This is a genomic window from Anaerostipes faecis (assembly GCF_910574135.1).
Lineage (GTDB): Bacteria > Bacillota > Clostridia > Lachnospirales > Lachnospiraceae > Anaerostipes > Anaerostipes hominis.
Genome location: NZ_CAJSYK010000009.1, coordinates 13,120 through 31,053, shown reverse-complemented (window position 1 = coordinate 31,053; position 17,934 = coordinate 13,120). Strand labels below are relative to the sequence as shown.

The 17,934-nt window shown below is 45.5% G+C and carries 19 protein-coding genes; 4 read left to right on the top strand and 15 right to left on the bottom strand.

The window, feature by feature from the left end; translation table 11 throughout:
- Window positions 1–6: 6 nt before the first annotated feature.
- Window positions 7–204 (bottom strand): hypothetical protein, encoded by a 198-nt coding sequence (locus QGT46_RS07760; protein ID WP_022261266.1) that lies wholly within the window; start codon window positions 202–204, stop codon window positions 7–9.
- 260 nt (window positions 205–464) lie between these two features.
- Here QGT46_RS07760 and QGT46_RS07755 point away from each other — a divergent pair, with 260 nt between their 5' ends.
- The 3 genes from QGT46_RS07755 (at window position 465) to QGT46_RS07745 (ending at window position 3,821) form a co-directional block, all read left to right on the top strand.
- Window positions 465–1,160, top strand: a complete 696-nt coding sequence (locus QGT46_RS07755) for an adaptor protein MecA (protein WP_270430941.1) — start codon at window positions 465–467, stop codon at window positions 1,158–1,160.
- 219 nt (window positions 1,161–1,379) lie between these two features.
- A complete protein-coding gene (gene iolG / locus QGT46_RS07750; RefSeq protein ID WP_270430943.1) occupies window positions 1,380–2,393 on the top strand; it encodes an inositol 2-dehydrogenase in 1,014 nt (337 codons plus the stop codon).
- Between the two features lie 45 nt (window positions 2,394–2,438).
- The gene (locus QGT46_RS07745; RefSeq protein ID WP_270430945.1) at window positions 2,439–3,821 is read left to right on the top strand and encodes an MFS transporter; all 1,383 of its coding nucleotides are present in this window, start codon (window positions 2,439–2,441) and stop codon (window positions 3,819–3,821) included.
- A gap of 354 nt (window positions 3,822–4,175) precedes the next feature.
- Here the strand turns inward: QGT46_RS07745 and QGT46_RS07740 are convergent, their stop codons facing one another.
- The 10 genes from QGT46_RS07740 to QGT46_RS07695 form a co-directional block, all read right to left on the bottom strand.
- Entirely contained in the window at window positions 4,176–4,706 is a 531-nt protein-coding gene (locus QGT46_RS07740; protein WP_270430960.1) for a leucine-rich repeat domain-containing protein, read from the bottom strand.
- A gap of 63 nt (window positions 4,707–4,769) precedes the next feature.
- Window positions 4,770–5,393, bottom strand: a complete 624-nt coding sequence (locus tag QGT46_RS07735; RefSeq protein WP_024728753.1) for a DAK2 domain-containing protein — start codon at window positions 5,391–5,393, stop codon at window positions 4,770–4,772.
- Between the two features lie 20 nt (window positions 5,394–5,413).
- Complete coding sequence (locus QGT46_RS07730) at window positions 5,414–6,421, bottom strand: dihydroxyacetone kinase subunit DhaK (RefSeq protein WP_024728754.1); 1,008 nt, start codon at window positions 6,419–6,421, stop codon at window positions 5,414–5,416.
- 12 nt (window positions 6,422–6,433) lie between these two features.
- Window positions 6,434–7,102 carry a class II aldolase/adducin family protein gene (locus QGT46_RS07725; RefSeq protein ID WP_024728755.1) on the bottom strand — a complete coding sequence of 223 codons (669 nt, stop codon included), beginning with the start codon at window positions 7,100–7,102 and terminating at the stop codon, window positions 6,434–6,436.
- Window positions 7,096–9,174 (bottom strand): BglG family transcription antiterminator, encoded by a 2,079-nt coding sequence (locus tag QGT46_RS07720; RefSeq protein ID WP_024728756.1) that lies wholly within the window; start codon window positions 9,172–9,174, stop codon window positions 7,096–7,098. Before QGT46_RS07720 ends, QGT46_RS07725 begins: the two co-directional genes overlap by 7 nt.
- Before the next feature lie 27 nt (window positions 9,175–9,201).
- Window positions 9,202–10,206 carry a dihydroxyacetone kinase subunit DhaK gene (locus QGT46_RS07715; protein ID WP_301590230.1) on the bottom strand — a complete coding sequence of 335 codons (1,005 nt, stop codon included), beginning with the start codon at window positions 10,204–10,206 and terminating at the stop codon, window positions 9,202–9,204.
- A gap of 30 nt (window positions 10,207–10,236) precedes the next feature.
- Window positions 10,237–11,610: a PTS galactitol transporter subunit IIC gene (locus tag QGT46_RS07710; protein WP_009289368.1), complete on the bottom strand. Its 1,374-nt coding sequence runs from the start codon at window positions 11,608–11,610 to the stop codon at window positions 10,237–10,239.
- Between the two features lie 52 nt (window positions 11,611–11,662).
- Complete coding sequence (locus QGT46_RS07705) at window positions 11,663–11,938, bottom strand: PTS sugar transporter subunit IIB (RefSeq protein WP_006567625.1); 276 nt, start codon at window positions 11,936–11,938, stop codon at window positions 11,663–11,665.
- Between the two features lie 57 nt (window positions 11,939–11,995).
- Window positions 11,996–12,460 (bottom strand): PTS sugar transporter subunit IIA, encoded by a 465-nt coding sequence (locus QGT46_RS07700; RefSeq protein WP_024728759.1) that lies wholly within the window; start codon window positions 12,458–12,460, stop codon window positions 11,996–11,998.
- Between the two features lie 240 nt (window positions 12,461–12,700).
- The gene (locus tag QGT46_RS07695) at window positions 12,701–12,910 is read right to left on the bottom strand and encodes a DUF1858 domain-containing protein (RefSeq protein ID WP_006567627.1); all 210 of its coding nucleotides are present in this window, start codon (window positions 12,908–12,910) and stop codon (window positions 12,701–12,703) included.
- Window positions 12,911–13,118: 208 nt separating this feature from the next.
- Between QGT46_RS07695 and QGT46_RS07690 the strand changes: the two genes are divergently transcribed.
- The gene (locus QGT46_RS07690; RefSeq protein WP_006567628.1) at window positions 13,119–13,289 is read left to right on the top strand and encodes a DUF362 domain-containing protein; all 171 of its coding nucleotides are present in this window, start codon (window positions 13,119–13,121) and stop codon (window positions 13,287–13,289) included.
- Between the two features lie 54 nt (window positions 13,290–13,343).
- Here QGT46_RS07690 and QGT46_RS07685 read toward each other — a convergent pair whose 3' ends face one another.
- The 4 genes from QGT46_RS07685 to QGT46_RS07670 form a co-directional block, all read right to left on the bottom strand.
- Window positions 13,344–13,883 (bottom strand): MerR family transcriptional regulator, encoded by a 540-nt coding sequence (locus tag QGT46_RS07685; RefSeq protein WP_148459701.1) that lies wholly within the window; start codon window positions 13,881–13,883, stop codon window positions 13,344–13,346.
- Between the two features lie 102 nt (window positions 13,884–13,985).
- Entirely contained in the window at window positions 13,986–15,326 is a 1,341-nt protein-coding gene (gene dnaB, locus QGT46_RS07680) for a replicative DNA helicase (RefSeq protein WP_024728761.1), read from the bottom strand.
- Between the two features lie 5 nt (window positions 15,327–15,331).
- On the bottom strand, window positions 15,332–15,778 hold the full coding sequence (gene rplI, locus QGT46_RS07675) for a 50S ribosomal protein L9 (RefSeq protein WP_148459702.1): 447 nt from the start codon (window positions 15,776–15,778) through the stop codon (window positions 15,332–15,334).
- 1 nt (window position 15,779) lies between these two features.
- A complete protein-coding gene (locus QGT46_RS07670; protein WP_148459703.1) occupies window positions 15,780–17,846 on the bottom strand; it encodes a DHH family phosphoesterase in 2,067 nt (688 codons plus the stop codon).
- Window positions 17,847–17,934 lie beyond the last annotated feature (88 nt).

The following is a 17,934-nucleotide window of genomic DNA, read 5'->3' as shown; positions in this document are numbered from 1 at the left end:
CATTGTTTAATGATTGGTTACTTTTTGATAGTAGACGGCACAGATCTCCCCTTTCTCATCATCAATGAAGTCTTTCATGTAGGAATCATCTTCCTCAAGCATAAGATCCATTTGTTCCTGATTGCTGTTGTCTACGGGTATTCCATCGACCTGGACTGCCAATCCAAGTTCTAAATAATCCAATAAATCACTGCGATGTCCCATGATAATCTCCATTCTGAAATGTTTGTGAAATGAGCCAGAAAAGTGCTATGATATATAAATTTAAGACACTGCCGAAAAGGCAGTGAAGATGCGGCGCCTCAGCGCAGGAAAGAGCTCTTTTCCATATGCTGTAAGTTTATAATATCAAATTCTGTAAATAATTTCAAGTATTTCTGTATATTTTTGTAAGTTGTTCAGAAACACTTTACACATATGCATTCAGATACTATACTATAATATAAAGTAAGGGAGTGATGACTATGAAGATAGAACGAATTAGTGACAATCAAATCCGATGTACTTTGAATAAAGCTGACCTTGCTGGAAAAGAGACACTGCTCAATGAACTGGCATTTGGTTCCGATAAGGCCAAAGGACTGTTCCGCGAACTGATGAAGAAAGCTTCTCAGGAATTAGGTTTTGAGACCAATAACATTCCTCTTATGGTAGAAGCGATCCCGGTCTCCCAGGAATGTCTGATCCTCGTCGTCACGAAAGTGGAAGACGCCGATCAGTTTAACGACCGTTACGAGAAATTAGTCAACTCAAAGCTTTCATCCGGCAATATGAATCTGGAAGATTCCGACGGAGTTCTCAATTTCCTTGACGATGCTTCTGACAGCGATCTGTCCGAACTGGCTGATGCAGTGCACCTGGCCATAATGGATTCCAATTGTGACGTATACTGCTTTTCTTCTCTGGAAGAAGTAGCTAATGCAGCAAAACTGGTGATTAGCTTTCCGCATGAAAGCCGCTTATATAAAGATACCGAAAATAATTGTTATTATCTCTGCCTGTCTGCCGAGGACAACAAGTATGATTTTACGAAAGTCCGCAGCAGACTTTCAGAGTACAGCAAACGTATCCCAAATACTTATGCGACTAAGGCTTTATTTAATGAACATTTTCAAACCATCCTTTCTGAGGATGCGATCCGGCAGATAGCCGAATTTTAACTTAACATAACGAATAAAAAGGAATCCGCATCGTGTAATGCGGATTTCTTTTTTGTTTTTTGTTCTAAAAAAAAGACACAAAAAGAACTCTCCCATAATTTTCACATAAAAATACTATCAAATCCAAAAATAGTACAGGTTTTGGTTATATCTTTGTCCTGATATGATTAACTCATAGAGAAATCAAACAAGTTCAATATAAGAAAGGAAGTTTTTATTATGGTAAATGTAGGTATTATCGGGGCAGGAAGAATCGGAAGAGTACATGTAGAAAGCATCTGTACACAGGTTGGCAACGCAAAGGTTAAATCACTTGCAGATCCTTTTATGACAGAGGAAACAGCAGTATGGGCAAAAGAGATGGGCGTCGAAAAAACAACCAAGGATTACAAAGATATCTTGAATGATTCTGAAATTGATGCAGTGCTGATCTGTTCTTCCACAGATACACATTCTCCGATCTCCGTGGAAGCTATCAAGGCAGGAAAACATGTCTTCTGTGAAAAACCGATCGATCATGACGTAAAGAAGATTCAGGAAGTAATTGATGCTTTAAAAAACAGCAGTGTGAAATACCAGGTTGGCTTCAACCGCCGGTTTGACCACAACTTTGAAGCGGTCAGAGATGCAGTTGCTGCCGGAAAGATCGGTGAGACACAGATCATTAAAGTTACATCCAGAGATCCGGAACCGCCGAGTGCAGAATATGTAAAGGTATCCGGAGGAATGTTCTTAGACATGACAATCCATGACTTTGACATGGTACGTTTCCTCTCAGGATGCGATGCGGAAGAAGTTTACGTCGAGGCAGCTGTCCTGGTAGATCCGGCCATCGGCGAAGCAGGAGATGTAGACACCGCAGTCATTACCTTAAAAATGAAAAACGGTGCGATCGCAGTCATCGACAACTCCAGAAAAGCAGTTTACGGCTATGATCAGAGAGCTGAAGTATTCGGCTCAAAAGGAATGGTCGCAACAGCGAATGACTCCGCATCTTCAGCGGTCATCAGCAATGCAGAAGGAGTAACCGGAGAAAAACCTCTTTACTTCTTCCTGGAGCGCTACATGGCAGCTTACGCAAAAGAAATTAAATGCTTTATCGATGCCATCGAAAAAGACACAGACACACCACTCGGAGTTATGGACGGACTTGAGCCGGTACTCATGGGACTTGCGGCTAAAAAGTCACTGGAAGAACACCGCCCTGTAAAAATTTCTGAAATCACGGTATAAATAGGAATTTTTTCGATATACCAGATGAAATAAGGAGAAAAATAAATGGAAAAAAACTATGTCAAGGGCCACAAATTAAGCTGGGGAACCCGGATCTCTTATGCCGGCGGCGACGTGGCATGTAACGTGATCTTTGGAATGATCGGTACATTACTCACACTTTTTTATACGGATTATGTTGGGATCAATCCGGCTACTGTCGGACTGGTTATGCTTCTTTCCCGGCTGTTTGACGGGGTATCTGACCTGGTCATGGGTATTATCGTAGAGCGCACAAACTCAAAATGGGGAAAGTCAAGGCCGTGGATTCTTTGGATGAGCATACCATATGCGCTCTCCGCCGTCCTTCTTTTCACCGTGCCTCACACGACCGGAATCGTTCAGGCAGTTTACCTGTTTGTTACATATAACTTCTGTACCACAATCTGTTATACAGCCATCAATCTTCCTTACGGAAGTCTCTCTGCCATGATGACGAGAATTTCTTCCGAGAGGGATATGTTGAGTATTGTGAGGATGGGACTATCTCCAATCGGACGTATCGTAGCCGTAACTTTTACTCTCCCATTAGTAAAGCTTTTCGGAGACGATCAGGCCGCGTGGGTAAAGACCATGTCCATCTGGGCAGTTCTTGCATTGATACTGCTCATCAACTGTTTTCTGAAATGTAAAGAAACCGTTGTCATTGCGGCAAAAGAAAAAGTGAAAAGCGTTCCTCTGAAAGAAGGCCTGAAAGCCCTTGTAACAAACCAGTATTTCTGGGCAGTACTTGTGCTCTGGATGCTTCAGAGTGTATCCTTCGGTATCTCAGGGACAATTCTTCCTTACTATTGTAAATATATTTTCCACAATGATACCTGGATGTACAGTGCATTGTTTATGACAGAGACTCTGACTTTAGTAGGCTGTATCTTTGCATGCGCCCCGCTGATCGGGAAATTCGGCAAGAGAAATGTTGCATTTTCCGGAGCATTTATCGCACTGGCAGGACAGCTTCTGTTTTTCCTGAATCCGTACAGTTTTCCATGGATAGTCATGAGCTGTGTAACCCGCGCTATAGGCCTGGCCCCATTGAACGCAGCTGTATTTGGAATGGTCGGTGACGTAGTGGAATTCGGACAGTGGAAAACCCATGTCCGCCAGGAAAGTCTGATCTTCGCAGGCGGTTCCATCGGAACAAAGGTAGGCGCAGGTGTGGCATCCGCCGCCATGACCGGACTGCTCTCTCTGTCAGGCTATGTCAGTTCTGCTGCCGGTTCCGTGACACAGCCAGGTTCCGCACTGAATATGATCATCAACATTTACAAGATCGGCCCGGTACTCGTCGCAGCCCTTGCAGTCGTTACGCTTGCATTTTACAAGTTGGATAAACGATATGATTCTATTATGAAAGAATTGCTTGATCGTGAGGCCAGAGGAGAATTATAGACGAAAAGTTTCATAAAAAAGCACTATTCTTTGAAAGTGTATTCCCATATTGGCGAATTACAAAGAATAGTGCTTTCTTTTATGAAGTTTTAATTTTATAAACTATGAAAGCTTTAAGGTTTATTTTTTACTCTCTGTAATAATTACTTAATCTCCATACTTTATTTTTTCTGACAAACACTGCCGTGGCCGGATTTGCTTTCCCTGATCCCTCAGGAATAAAAACAAGAAAATAACAAGTTTCTTGTCACGGTTATCTCTTATGCCGATGACAAAGAAGCCCCTATTTGCCTTTATAAGCTTACTTTGTTACCCTCACCTTAATTCTATAAGACTTTCCGGAAGTTCTGAGTTTCACTGTAATAGTGGCTTTCCCTTTTTTAATTTTATGTTCTTTTTTAAAGTTGTAATTTTTGTGATTTTGGAAGCTCTATATTTTACTTTTTTGTCTTTCCTCTTTCTTGAAATTTTCACCGCTGCGATTGCTCTGTACTCATATCCCCCAAGTTCCAATTTATTTTTCTTTAAATACGATGGTTTTTTTAATTTCGCAGGACATCCTTCAAATGCACATGTCTCTATAAATGTAACACTGTCCGGAATTGTGATTTTCTTTAGTAATTTACAGTTCCTAAACGCCCAAAATCTAATATTTTTTAACTTGGATGGAAGTTTTATGCTGGTAAGAGCCGTACATTCACGAAAAGCCTCATCATCTATATATTTTAAACCTTTACTCAAATTTACTGCTTTTAACTCCTCTAAATGATTGATCTCTTTAAAATATCTGCCATACACATCTTTTATATTTTTTGATAATGTTATACTTTTCACCAAATCATTGTTTTTAAATAAGTCTTCTGAAATAGTCGTTACTTTTGTTATAAAAATACAAAAAACCGATCCTGCAATATTTTGCAGGACCGGTCTCTCCTTAGCACATTCTGTTTATTTTGTACTCTTCTCAAACGCCTTCATAATAAGCACCGCCACATAAGCTCCCGGATCTTCAAGGCTTCTGGAAGCCTCTCCCCTGGTTGCGGCGCGTCCGTGAACCGCAAGCATAGTAGTCGTACTCTTAAATCCGTCCTCTGCTGCTTTCACTGCACCGGCTGCCATCTCTTCCAAGGGAGCACCCAATGCCGCAGCGGCATTCAGACTTTCCACCGCCGGGTGGATACCGTCAATGAACGTCTTTTCTCCCACTTTGGCTTTTCCGCGGTTTGCAACACCTGCTTCATAGGCCTCAAAAATCTTTGCCACATCGGCATTTTCAAGCGTTTCCGTACCCTTCAGGACTTTGCCCGCCTGCATCAGGCCGGACGCCATCAGTGTACCCATCGTAGACGGCACGGCAGATGCCATGGCCTTTCCGGCCTGGTATAAAAGCTTTCCGGCATCTGTAACGGACCCATCCGCAGCTTTCTCATAGGCAGCCTTGAATCCATCTCCCATCGTAAGTCCCAGGTCACCGTCTCCCACAATGCTGTCCATCTCAATCAGGTGATCCCTGTTTTCTGCCATGATGTCACTGATTTCTTTCAAAAGCCTGATTAAATAACTGTTATCCATTCCTAATTCTGCCTCCTCACTTACTGGCGGAAGAACGGTGTCTTCGCATCACTGTCCAGCATTTCTTTGAGCTCATCATCCAGCTTCAGAAGAGAGATTGAAAATCCTGCCATCTCCAGTGCTGTGGCATACTCTCCCACATAATATCTGTGAACACTGATTCCCTTTTCTGAGAGCACCTTATCGATGCGGCGGGTCACAATATACTGTTCATCTAAAGTGGTGGCTCCAAGGCCGTTTACGAGGACAGCCACCTCATCGCCGCTCTCATAAGGAAGATCCGCAACGATCTGGCCTAACATCTCATCTACAATCTGGTCCGCCGGCTCAATTTTTCCCCGTCTGATACCGGTCTCTCCGTGGATGCCCATGCCGATCTCCATCTCATCTTCGCCGATGGAGAATCCTGCTTTACCAACTCTCGGCACCACACAAGGGGTAAGAGCGACTCCCATAGTCCGAACATTGGCATTGGCTTTGTCTGCAATTCTCTTTACATTGTCCAGATCCATCATTTTATCTGCTGCAGCTCCTGCACACTTAAATACAAAGAAAATACCTGCCACTCCCCGGCGGGTGCTCTTCTCCCCCGGTGCGGAAGGACCGGCAGAAGCCACGTCATCGGCTCCGAGAACGGTCTCCACACGGATATCCTCTTCCATGTCTGCCATCTCGGCCGCCATATCAAAGTTAAAGATATCTCCGTTGTAATTTCCGTAAATATAGAGCACGCCTGCCCCGCTGTCAATCTCTTTTGTCACGGCAAGCATCTGATCTGCACTCGGAGATTGAAATACGTCACCCACGCAGCAGCCGTCCAGCATGCCTTCTCCAACATAGCCAAGGAACAAAGGAAGATGACCGGAACCGCCTCCTGTGGCGATGCCGACTTTTCCTTCTTTTTTGTGTTTAGACACAAGGCACTGAAGGTCACCGTCTGTGCAGGTCACCATGTCTTCATGTGCGATATAGATGCCGCTGAGCATCTCCTTTAAATAATTGTCCGGCTCATTGATAATTTTCTTCATCTCTCACACTCCTTATTTATTTGGGAATTTAATCTGTGAAGGATATGCCCAGCTCTGTAATTCTTCCGGAGGGAAGTAATCCGGCTCCTGTCCTCTGTTTGCAACGAGAGAATTGAAATATAACTGAGCAAGTTCTTCAATATAGGAGGCTTTCAGGTAAGCATCGTAAATTTCTCTGCTGTCTACGGCAACGGCGCCGTGTCCCTGAAGCAGGAAACAATCTGCTTCCTGAACTGGTTCGATAACGCTGTCGGAGAGATCCGTGGAACCTGGGCGTCCGTATGGAGCCACCGGAATTCTGGATTTGCTCACTCCTAAATTGGCAACTTCGTATACAACAGCCGGGATCGGTTTTTTCAGCACCGCAAAGGTGGTAGCATACATTGAATGTGTATGCGCAACTGCATTGACCTCCGGTCTCGTCTTATAAATCTGTAAATGCATTAAAGACTCACTGGTCGGACGCAGCCCGGAAAGGTTCTCGATGACATTGGCATCCAGGTCTAAGACAACCATATCCCTTGCCGTGAGAAGTTCTCTGTCCACCTGAGTCGGTGTGATGACTACATAGCCTGTCTCTTTATCCCTGGCACTGAAGTTTCCGGACAAATGCTTGCACAGTCCGTCCTTCTGAGCTCTTTTTGCAATCTGAACTACATCCTTTTTTAATGATTCTAACATAATGATTTCTCCTTTTCTTTTTGAACAATGGTAAGGATCTCTTCCGGCTGTTTTGCCTGCTTCAGCTTCTTTAATGCAGACGGGTCCTCCAGGATCTCATTCAGCTGGAACAGCACTCCCAAATGATTGGTGGCATCCGGAGTCCCAAGAACTATGACAATATCCGCGTTCAGGTACCCATTGATGTCAATCCTTTCCGGAAGCTTTAACAAAGAGATGCAGATCCTCCCGGCTCCGTCCTCCACTCCCGCATGGGCAATAATGACTCCGTCAGCGATCATAATATATGGCTTATCTTCCCGGATGATCTGGACCATCCGCTCCACATAGCGCTGTTCGATATCTCCCCGTGCAAGCAGCGGAGCCGACGCCGTCCTTACGGCATCTTCCCATTCCATCGGCTTCTCTGATATCCGAATTGTTTCCTTTGTAAGTACATCTGCCAGCATGGGCTGTTCTTTTATCTCCGCTGTTCTTTCTGCAGTTCCCTGGACATTTACAGGGTTTAAGACTCTGTTTATCTCTCTGACCAGCGCGTCCCGGTCCTCAATGACTGCGTGCTGCTCCACAGCCCTTACAATTTCTGTCACATCCACTTCATGGGGCATAATACCGTTAATCTCACTCAGCACCTTTTCCCTGAACTTATGCTTGGAGGCTTCATCGAGAAATGGTTTTACGAGAAACTGAAGTTTATCCGTCTCCAGCCGGACCATAGTAAAGACTAATTCAAATTCTTCTTTGTATTCGGTAAAATCCCTCATAGAAAGGCATGTGAGGAACTCGATCTCCGGAAACAGCTCCCGCAGTGTGAAAAATAAGAAGTTGGAAACCGACACCCCGTTGGCACAGACGATCACAGCTCTTTTTTTCTGATTTTCTATGTCCAGGATTCCTTCTCTCTGAAGCCATGCCCCGAAGAGCGCTGTAATATAAACCAGCTCTTCATCGGGAAATTCACTTCCCGCCAGTTCCTCCAGCGGTTTCATGGATCTCTTTACCATGGCGTGCAGGGAACTGTATCTCGGAAGTACCATGTCTACAATACTCTGTTCAATATGATAGTGGTATTTGACCCGGTAAAACGCCGGCTTCACATGCTGAAAGAGCGCTTCAAGAAGAATGTCCTGCTCCTTGATGTTGACGCATATAATCTTCTCAAAATTGTCGATGACCTGTCTGGCCGCCTCCATGATCTCCACTTCGCTTCTCAAATTATCCGACTGGAAACTGTGATAGTTGGAAATCTGAATCTGCGCGGCAAAAAAGATCTTTTCCGTCTGCCATGCCACGTCGTGCTCTTTTGCAAACTCCACCATGACAGAATACTCTTTTGTTCCGGCGATATGCTGGAAGGACTCGGGAAGATCTTCCAGAATTCTCCCTTTCTTGATGCGAATCAGCACCAGACAGAGGATATACGGAAGTTCCCTCAGCCTTTCATCGGTGAAACGGATCTTTAACTTATTCTCAATCTCACTGATCTGCCCCCGCACCTGCTCCATGAGTTCCGGATCGACCTGGGAAATCTCCATAATGGCTTCCTGCCCGTTCGGCATATTTAAGATCTGCCGCACAATAGGGATCATGGCCTCCCGTTTGCAGAACTCACTTCCGGCCAGATGATATCCGTCCTGTCTGCTGTAATGGATTCCAAGGCCGTACGGCGCCAGCCTTTCCTCCAGTTTTTTAACGTCGATCAAAAATGTATTCTTGCTGATATCCAGCTTTGATGTAAAATGGTAAATTGATAATTCTTCCCTTGTGCACAGAAGGATCAGGAAGATCAGAGCTCCCCGTTCTTTGTCGGAGTACACATAGGTACTGTCTTTGATCCCGATATCCTCGGTCTGGTACTGTTCCAGCACAGGAACCGGTATCACAAATTTCCCGGTGCGCAGTCTTTCTATCTTGGGCAGTCCGTTATCCGCCAGGTACTGGTTAATCTTATCCATCGTATAGCTGACCTGCTTCCTGGACAAATCTAATGACTGCTCCACTTCCTTTCCAGTTATAGACGGATTATTTACAATTGTTTTTAATACTAAATAGCCTCTTTCGTCTAAATACACTAGAATCCCTCTTTCATCGTTCCGGTGCTATCTGGTAACCTCAATGCCCGGTGATTTTGCCTCGTAATCCAGCAGTTCCTTTAATTCATCATCCAGGCGCATGACCGTCAGCGCGGCTCCGTTCATATCAAGGGAAGTCACATAGTCCCCAATAAAAGTCTTATAAACGGAAATTCCCTTTTCTCTCAGGTATCTTTCAATTTCATCGTACAGTACATACAGTTCCATGACCGGTGTCGCCCCGAGACCGGAAAGCAGCACCGCCGCCTCTTCCCCTTCTCTGAGTTCCAGGTCGTTTGCTACTGTTTCAGCCATGTTCTCTGCAATCTTTGCGGCAGGCTCCAGGTCCTGCACATTAATGCCCGGTTCCCCGTGGTGTCCGATCCCCACCTCCATAGTTCCTTCTTCGATATGGAAATTGGGATGTCCAACTGCAGGTATGGCACATGGACTTAATCCTACACAGATACTTCTTGTATTGTCCACTGCTTTTTGGGCAGATGCAATGACCTCATCCAGATCTCCGCCTTTTGCTGCCCTGGCTCCCCCGATCTTCCACATAAAAACGCCGCCTGCGATACCATGGCGTTTTTCCTTCGTTTCCTTCGGAGATGAAGCCACATCATCGTTTGCGGTTACATACTTTACAGTGACACCGGCTTTTTTCGCTTTTCGTACAGCCATTTTTACATTCATGTTGTCTCCGGCATAGTTTCCAAACAGACAGGCCACGCCTTCTCCAGCGTCCGCCTCCATAAATGCGTCATAGAATGCCTGGGCGGACGGCGAAGAGAAAACTTCGCCGACTGCCACAGCATCCACCATATTCTTTCCGACATAGCCAAGAAAAGCAGGTTCATGTCCGCTGCCGCCGCCTGTTACCAGTCCGACTTTTCCTTCCACCGGTGTATTTATGTATTTTACCACACGGTCATTGGCCTCAGACTTGACGATAAGATCCCCGTGGGCCTTTAAAAACCCCTTCAGCATATCTTCTACGACGTAATCCGGATCATTCACAAACCTCTGCATATTTCTATCTCCTCTTCTATGTCCTTCAAATTAGTTGTTTGTTTCCTGTTTTGCCTCTTTGACAAGGCTTCTGTAATACATTACGAAGCATACGACCCAGACGATCAGGATTACCAGCGGAATAAAATCTCCGTCCAGTATTTTAAACACATGTGAGAAGGCATAGGTCTGGATCGGTCCGTCGATGGAACTGTTGGAGATCATTTCTCCCGCTTTCAGAGATACGGCTCCGGTAGTACGTGCAAGATCTGTCATAAACGGCGCGAATGCAGTACCAACCCATAAGAAGACCGGTGCGAAAATAGTACACAGAATAATCATACGGATCAGGTTTCCTCCTGTTACAAGGAATGCCGGCACAGCAAGGGCGATGTTAATGATTCCCGCAAACGGAAGGATTTCGTTGCCCGGAAGGAACATAGAGAACAGCAGTGTGATCGGCACAGAATAAATGACTGCCAGCCAGATCTCATTGGAGCCTCCCAGGAATGGCCAGTCAAGTCCTACTACAAGAGTTCTTCCTGAGAATTTCTTGTTCATGAAGTCACTGACTGCCTCTGAAATCGGAGCCAGGGCCTGCATGAAGTATTTTGTGATAACCGGGAACAGGGTCAGCGCAGTTGCGGCTTTGATGGCCAGTGTCAAAGTGTCTGCCACGCTGTATCTTGCGAGAACACCAAAGATGATACCGAGAATAAATCCAAGGATATGGTTCTCAGCAAAAATACCGACTTTTTCTTTCAATGCGGCAGCGTCAAACTGTTTGTTCAGTGCAGGTACTTTCTTTAAAATACAGTCGATCGGATACATCACAGCGCCTAAAAAGGTCATCTTGTGAGTACAGGTAACTCCCGGGATACCGGAAAGCTTTTCGATCCTGTGCTGATGCATATCTGCGGCTTTCAGCTCAAATATGATCTGAACTGCTGCTACCACAAATGCGCATGCAACGGAACCTGCCGCTCCGAAATGCGGTTTTGTAATTGCTACAACGGCAACTGCCGTAAAGATCTTTCCCCATACGTTCCAAAGATCGGCGTTGAATGTATTGGTCTTATTGATTACCAGCATAATGACATTGACAATAATCAGCAGCGGGAACATTAAGAATGCGTACGGCCAGGACCATGAGATGGTTGACATCGTGGTCCATCCTCCGTCAACGATCGGCAGTGAAATACCCGTTGACTTTAACATAGCCTGTGCTGCCGGGCTAATGGTGTCTGTCATAAAGGAAATGAGCATCGTCATTCCGGTAAATGCCACACCCAGTGTAATACCTGCGGAAACTGCATCTTTTACTTTCATCCGAACGATTAGTCCGGCGATAATGATAATGATAGGAACGAAAATCGCCGCCCCCAAACTTAACAGATAGTTGACAACTGAACTCAATACTTGCATACAATCTCTCCTTTCATCCTCTTACGATGTGTCTTTTGTAGTTTTTCTCCTCTTATTTACATGCTTCGATCAGTTTTTTCAATTCTGCATCCTGACCTACACCGGTTAAGAATGCGATTCCGTTGATGACCGGAATCGGATACTCCTTGTCGATTTTTGTGATCGCGATATATGCCACGCTTGAATCCATATAGCGGTCTACGGATTTTAAATCTACCGCTTCCACCTGAGCGTCTACCTTATTTTCTTTTAATAAACGATTCACCTTGCTTGCTACTGTCTGAGATGTTGCTACTCCGCTTCCGCATGCTACAATAATCTTTTTCATAATTTTTATTTCCTTTCTTGAGATAAACCCTTGTTTTCATTTACTTTCACTCTGTGATCAGAGTCCTTCCATGGAAAGAATCGCTTCCATATACTCTTCTTTGGTTTTTGCATCCATCAGGCGTTCCATCAGGGACTCATCCTGGAAGTTTGCCACAAGGATCTGAAGCAGTTCCACGTGCTCGTCGGAACGCTTAAAGCCAAGCATAAAGATAAACTTCACATCATGTTCCACATCGTTTGCCGCCATTTCACACCACTTGACCGGTTCTTTTAATCTGACCGGCGCGATGAAAGGCTTTAAGATGTGTTCCGGATCTGCATGAGGGATCGCCACCGGATACGGCTCTACCGCCAATGCCGTCGGGAAGTTTTTCTCTCTTGTCTTGATCGCATCCACGAATGAGCTCTTTACAAAACCAAGTTCTTCAAGTTTTGCGGCCATCTTGTCAAAAAAGTCATCGGTGTCTGCCGCTTCCATATCCAGCTGGATCAGGTCTTTGTAAATCATGTCGCGTTTCAAACATTATCACTCCTTTTCTTTTTATTTTCATTTCATTCTTAGTACTCTTAAATTGTAACCCTGTAATACCCACTAAAACAATCTGAATTGGGTCCCAAAGTTGCTCATTGAATTGCTCATCACAAGCATGCGCAATCCGATTGCGCAACGCACCGCAAAATATAAATCAGGGCAAAAAAAGAAGACAATCTCCAGAATCTCATCTGAAGGTTGTCCTCTAAATCTTACGGTGACAGGGCGTCAGGCCTGTTTTGTCTCCATATATTCATTCAGTCTGCCGAGAAGTTCATTTACATTCATTCCGTGAACAAAAGCAGCTTCTTCCAGTGTCTCTCCCTGAGAAGACGGGCAGCCCACGCAGTGCATGCCGGATGCCATTAAAATAGCCGCGAAGTTTTCATCGATGGCAAGCAGGTCACCGATCACCATGTCCTTTGTGATTGTATTCATTTATAATACCTCCATTCTTAACAGTCGCCGTTCTTCTCCATAAATCCCTGAAGAAGAATCTTATTTAGTATAATACATTATAATTAAAAATACAATAATTCACCGGAATTCCCTTGATATTGTATATTAAGTATATTAAAATGAAAAGTACCTGGAAGGCGGGTCACCCGCCATTTCATACACAACTTTTTAAAGGAGGAATATAGATATGGCATATGTAATTTCAGACGCTTGTATCTCTTGCGGCGCTTGCGAAGGTACTTGCCCGGCAGGAGCTATCAGCGAAGGGGACGGACAGTACGTAATCGATGCAGATACATGCTTAGACTGCGGAGCTTGCGCAGACGGATGTCCAACCGGCGCTATCAGCCAGGAATAATCGATACATAAAAAGAGATGCCGCCCGGCATCTCTTTTTTGTTTGCGATGATGATTATTCGCGGTTTCTTTTTTTCTTCTTAAAAAAGAAGCCTCTCTCTTTTGTAGCTGCAATTTCTTCCCTGCTCTGCTGCTGCAGGCGGATCAGCTCGTCCAGCTTCTGGAATCTCTTCTCTTCCGACTCCTCCTTCTGACGGAACTGATAATCCATTTCCTTTGCCACCTGCCTGGTAACCTGATCTCCGATTTCCCGGCTCAGCTGATTTTTCTGTTCGTTTAAGGCCCGTCCCATAATCTTAACCATAACATTTTGGAACTGTTCCATTTTATCCTGCGGACCCACACTGCTCCCGCCTGCGGGAAAGGGAATGACATTCTTTGGCAGAGCCTCCTTGATTTCATCCATGCTCATACCCTCATCCCTCATATCACGGATCTTGATAAATGTATGTAGTTCTTTTTCCCCATAGTAACGGTAGCCTTTGTCATTCCGCGGAATATTAAGCTTCAGCTCTTCCTCCCAGGCCCTTAAAGTATAGGTTTCTAACCCTAATTCTTTGGCTGCTTCAGAAATCATTCGTCTTTTTTCCTTCATAAGTCCCTTCCTTTCTTCTTAATTTATTATAAGGTGGGGGCTCTTTGCGGGACAAGAAAAACCGCCCTCTAAAAGACGACGGTTTCTATCATAATCTGCAGGCTACATCCTGACTCTCTCTTTATTTCCAAACTTCGTATACTGTCCTAACCAGACAAGTTCCACGCTTCCTGTGGAACCATTTCTCTGTTTTGCCACAATGATCTCTGCAAGACCCTTTTTTTCAGAGTCTTCGTTGTAATAGTCATCCCTGTAGATGAACATAACGACGTCGGCATCCTGCTCGATGGAACCGGATTCCCTCAAGTCGGAAAGGACCGGCTTGGGCGGTTTCCTCTGCTCTACCATACGGCTCAGCTGTGACAGGGCAATAACCGGCGCATCCATCTCTCTGGCCAGCGCCTTTAAGGAACGAGAGATCTCGGAGATCTCCTGCTGCCTTGACTCTGACTTTTTCCCTCCGGACATCAGCTGCAAATAGTCGATGATGATCAGGCCCAGCCCGTAGGTCTGCTTATAACGGCGGCATTTGGACCTTAATTCCGCCACAGTGATTCCCGGAGTATCATCGATGATCAGAGGGGAACGCCCGATGGTCCCGGCACTCTCCATGATCTTCTCCCACTCGCTCTCCTGAAGCTCTCCGGTACGGATCGCCTGAGAGTCCACCATGGCCTCCATGGAGATCATACGAGTCACCAGCTGTTCCTTGGACATTTCCAGGCTGAATATAGCTGTGGGAACCTGTTTTCTTACCGCAGCATGCTGGGCGATGTTTAAGACAAATGCAGTCTTACCCATGGCAGGCCTTGCAGCCACCATAATGAGCTCCGACGGGTGAAGGCCGGTAAGCTTAAAGTCAAGATCATCAAACCCTGTGGCAACCCCGGTGATCCTTCCATCGGAGGCCGCCGCTTCCTCTATGCTCTCCAGCGTGTTTAATACAACCTGATCGATAGAGACAAAATCCTCACGGCCGCTGGCCTCCTGCAGGAGACCAAACACGTCCTTTTCCGTCTTTTCCAGGATCTGTGGAACCTCTTCCTTTCCAAGATAACAGTCCTTCGTGATCTCCTCCGTAACCCTGATCAACTTTCGCAGGGTGGACTTTTCTTTCACAATCCGGGCATACTGCTTGGCGTTGGCAGAGGTAGGCACCACCTCCAGAAGATCCCTTATAAACTCCAGGCTTTTCATGGATTCCGGCACATCTTTTTCTTTCAGCTTATTCTGGAGGGTGACCAGATCTACGGGTTTCCCCTCCTTATACAGCTCTGTCATCGATTCAAACAGAATCCCGTTCTGCTTCTGATAAAAATCCTCTTTGGTGACAATATCGGAAACATCGGCAATCGCGTCCCTGTCCATGATCATGGCACCTATGACAGACTGCTCTGCCTCCATGCTGTTGGGTTGTATTTTCTTGATAAATGCCTCATCCATTGTCTTTATTTATCCTCTTGTACTTTTACCTTTAATGTGGCAGTCACTTTCGGGTGCACTTTCACTTCAATATTGTGTACCCCGAGTGTTTTGATCGGCTCTGTGTGCATCTTCTTTTTATCCAGTTCATAGCCCAGCTGCTTTTTGGCAGCCTCTGCGATCTCTTTTGTAGATACGGCTCCGAAGGTTCTTCCGCCCTCTCCCACTTTCATCTTTAAGATAACTTCCTTTTCTTTGAGTTCCCCGGCAAATTTCTTTGCCTCCTCTAATTTCTCTTTTGCCACTCTGTCTTCATTGGCCTTCTTAAGCTTCAGATCGTTGACCGCTTTCTTGCTGGCTTCCACGCCGAGTCCCTTGCGCAGGAGCACATTTCTTGCGTATCCGTCATTTACTTCAACGATATCGTCTTTCTTTCCTACATTTTTTACATCCTGCAATAAAATAACTTTCATTTTATATGTCTCCTTCCTCTTTCATAAACTGCAGAGTCCCCTTGATGATCTGTTTTGCGTCATACAGGGAAACATCGACCATCTGGGCACCGGCCACGGTCAGATGGCCTCCTCCTCCGAACTGCTCCATAATCTTCTGTACATTCACCTCGTCAATTGATCTGGCGCTGACATAGACGCGCTCTTCCACGCCGGTCAATACAAAGGATGCCTTGATTCCGTCAATATCTAAAAGTTCATTGGCCACCTGGGCCCCGACCACCGTCGGACTGTCGATGCCGATCCCCACCAGAGTAGCAATGGCAAAGGAACCATACATGATCTCAGCATCGCTGACCGCTTTTGCCCGGATTCTGTATGAGTCCATACTGGTCCTGGACATTTTCCGTACTTTATTTAAGTCTGCTCCGCTCCGTTTCAGAAACGCCGCCGCTTCGAACGTCCGAACCCCTGTCTTGTTGACAAAATTATCCGTATCAATCAGCATGCCGAAGTACATGGCATTGACTTCCACCGGGAGAAGCTTAGGCTTCGTAGTGATATACTGAAGAACCTCCGCCACCAGCTCGCACGTAGAAGAGGCATAAGGCTCGATATAAGAGAGGACCGGATACTTGATCGTCTCTTTTCCTTTCCTGTGGTGGTCCAGTATGACGATCGTATTGGTCTGTTCCAGCAGATCTTCACACTCGGTATAGCTTGCATGATTTACGTCCACAACGATCAGCAGGGTGTTGTCATCCGTGATTTCCCTGGCCGTATCGCTGGAGATAAACATGTCCTCATCGTATTCTTCACACGACAGCAGTTCTTCCATGATCGGGCGCACCGAAATCGTCACCTCATTCATGACGATGTGGGCCTTTCTGCCCAGAGAAAGCCCCAGGCGGTATAATCCCACCGCAGCCCCCATGGCATCCGGGTCCGGTATTTTATGGCTCATAATAACTACATTTTCTTTGGATTCCAGAAGTTCTCTCAATGCGTGGGCCTTGACTCTGGCTTTGACTCTCGTATTTTTCTCAACTACGGCGGCATTCTCCCCGTAGTAGGAAATATCCTCGCCGTCCTTGATCACCGCCTGGTCGCCGCCCCGTCCAAGAGCCAGGTCCATGGCCGTGCATGCAGCCTCGTAGTTTTCCTGGTAGCTCTGACCGTTGATCCCAAGGCTGATGCTCAGCGTCATATTGCCGCTGCTTCCGAGATTGATACTCTTGACTTCCTCCAGAATATGAAACTTCTCGGCTTTGACTTTCTCCAGATACTTCTGCTGAAAGATGATCAAATACTTATCCTTCTCCGTCTTTTTGACAATGCCGGAAATATTCTGGATAAATTTATTGATCTTCTGGTCTGTCAGCGCCAGAAGCATGGACTGTTTTACTTCATCCACGTTGTCCAGAAGTTCATCATAATTATCAATATAGATCAGTCCGACCACCATCCGCTGATTTTCGTTCTGCTCCATATACATCTTGAGCATGGTCTGGTCAAAGATATAGGCGGCAATCATCGACTGGTCTCTGAGCCACTGTTTGGACTTGCTCTCTGTCTCCTCATCGATAAGACTGTCCATCTGGATCCTCACAAACTCGATCTTGTAAAAGCAGGTCATTTCCTGTTCTTTCTCCCTGATCTCTTTTTTCACGTGGGAGACTGCGTGATTCATCTCCGACGGAAGCAGATTCTTGTCCAGTTCGGGGAACATCTGCTGAAGCTTGGAAATGTTCTTCCCGTTCAAAATCTTTTCAAATGCCTGATTATACCACATGATATCCCCGTCCCCGCCAATCAGCACATAGGGCAGGGGCAACTCTTTGATCAAATGGTTCTGGACCCGGCTCTGCTCGAATAAAAAGTCCATCGTTTCCTGTGTCATCTTCTTCTTATAATACGGATAATAAAGCACGGAAAACAAAAAGAAGATCAGTACAAAACAGGCCAGGATGATCCCGGACTTCACGTCAATGGAAAACACCAGGATGTCTGCCATCAAAAACAACAGTCCGGCCAGAACGGGCCAGACGATATCTTTGCTGACGCTTATACTTGTATTTTTATTTTTCATGATACGGCTCCTTAAACCTCGGATTCAAATATTGTATTTTTCATTATAGCATGACTGGCAGGCAAGGTCAAAAAAACCGCCATATCCA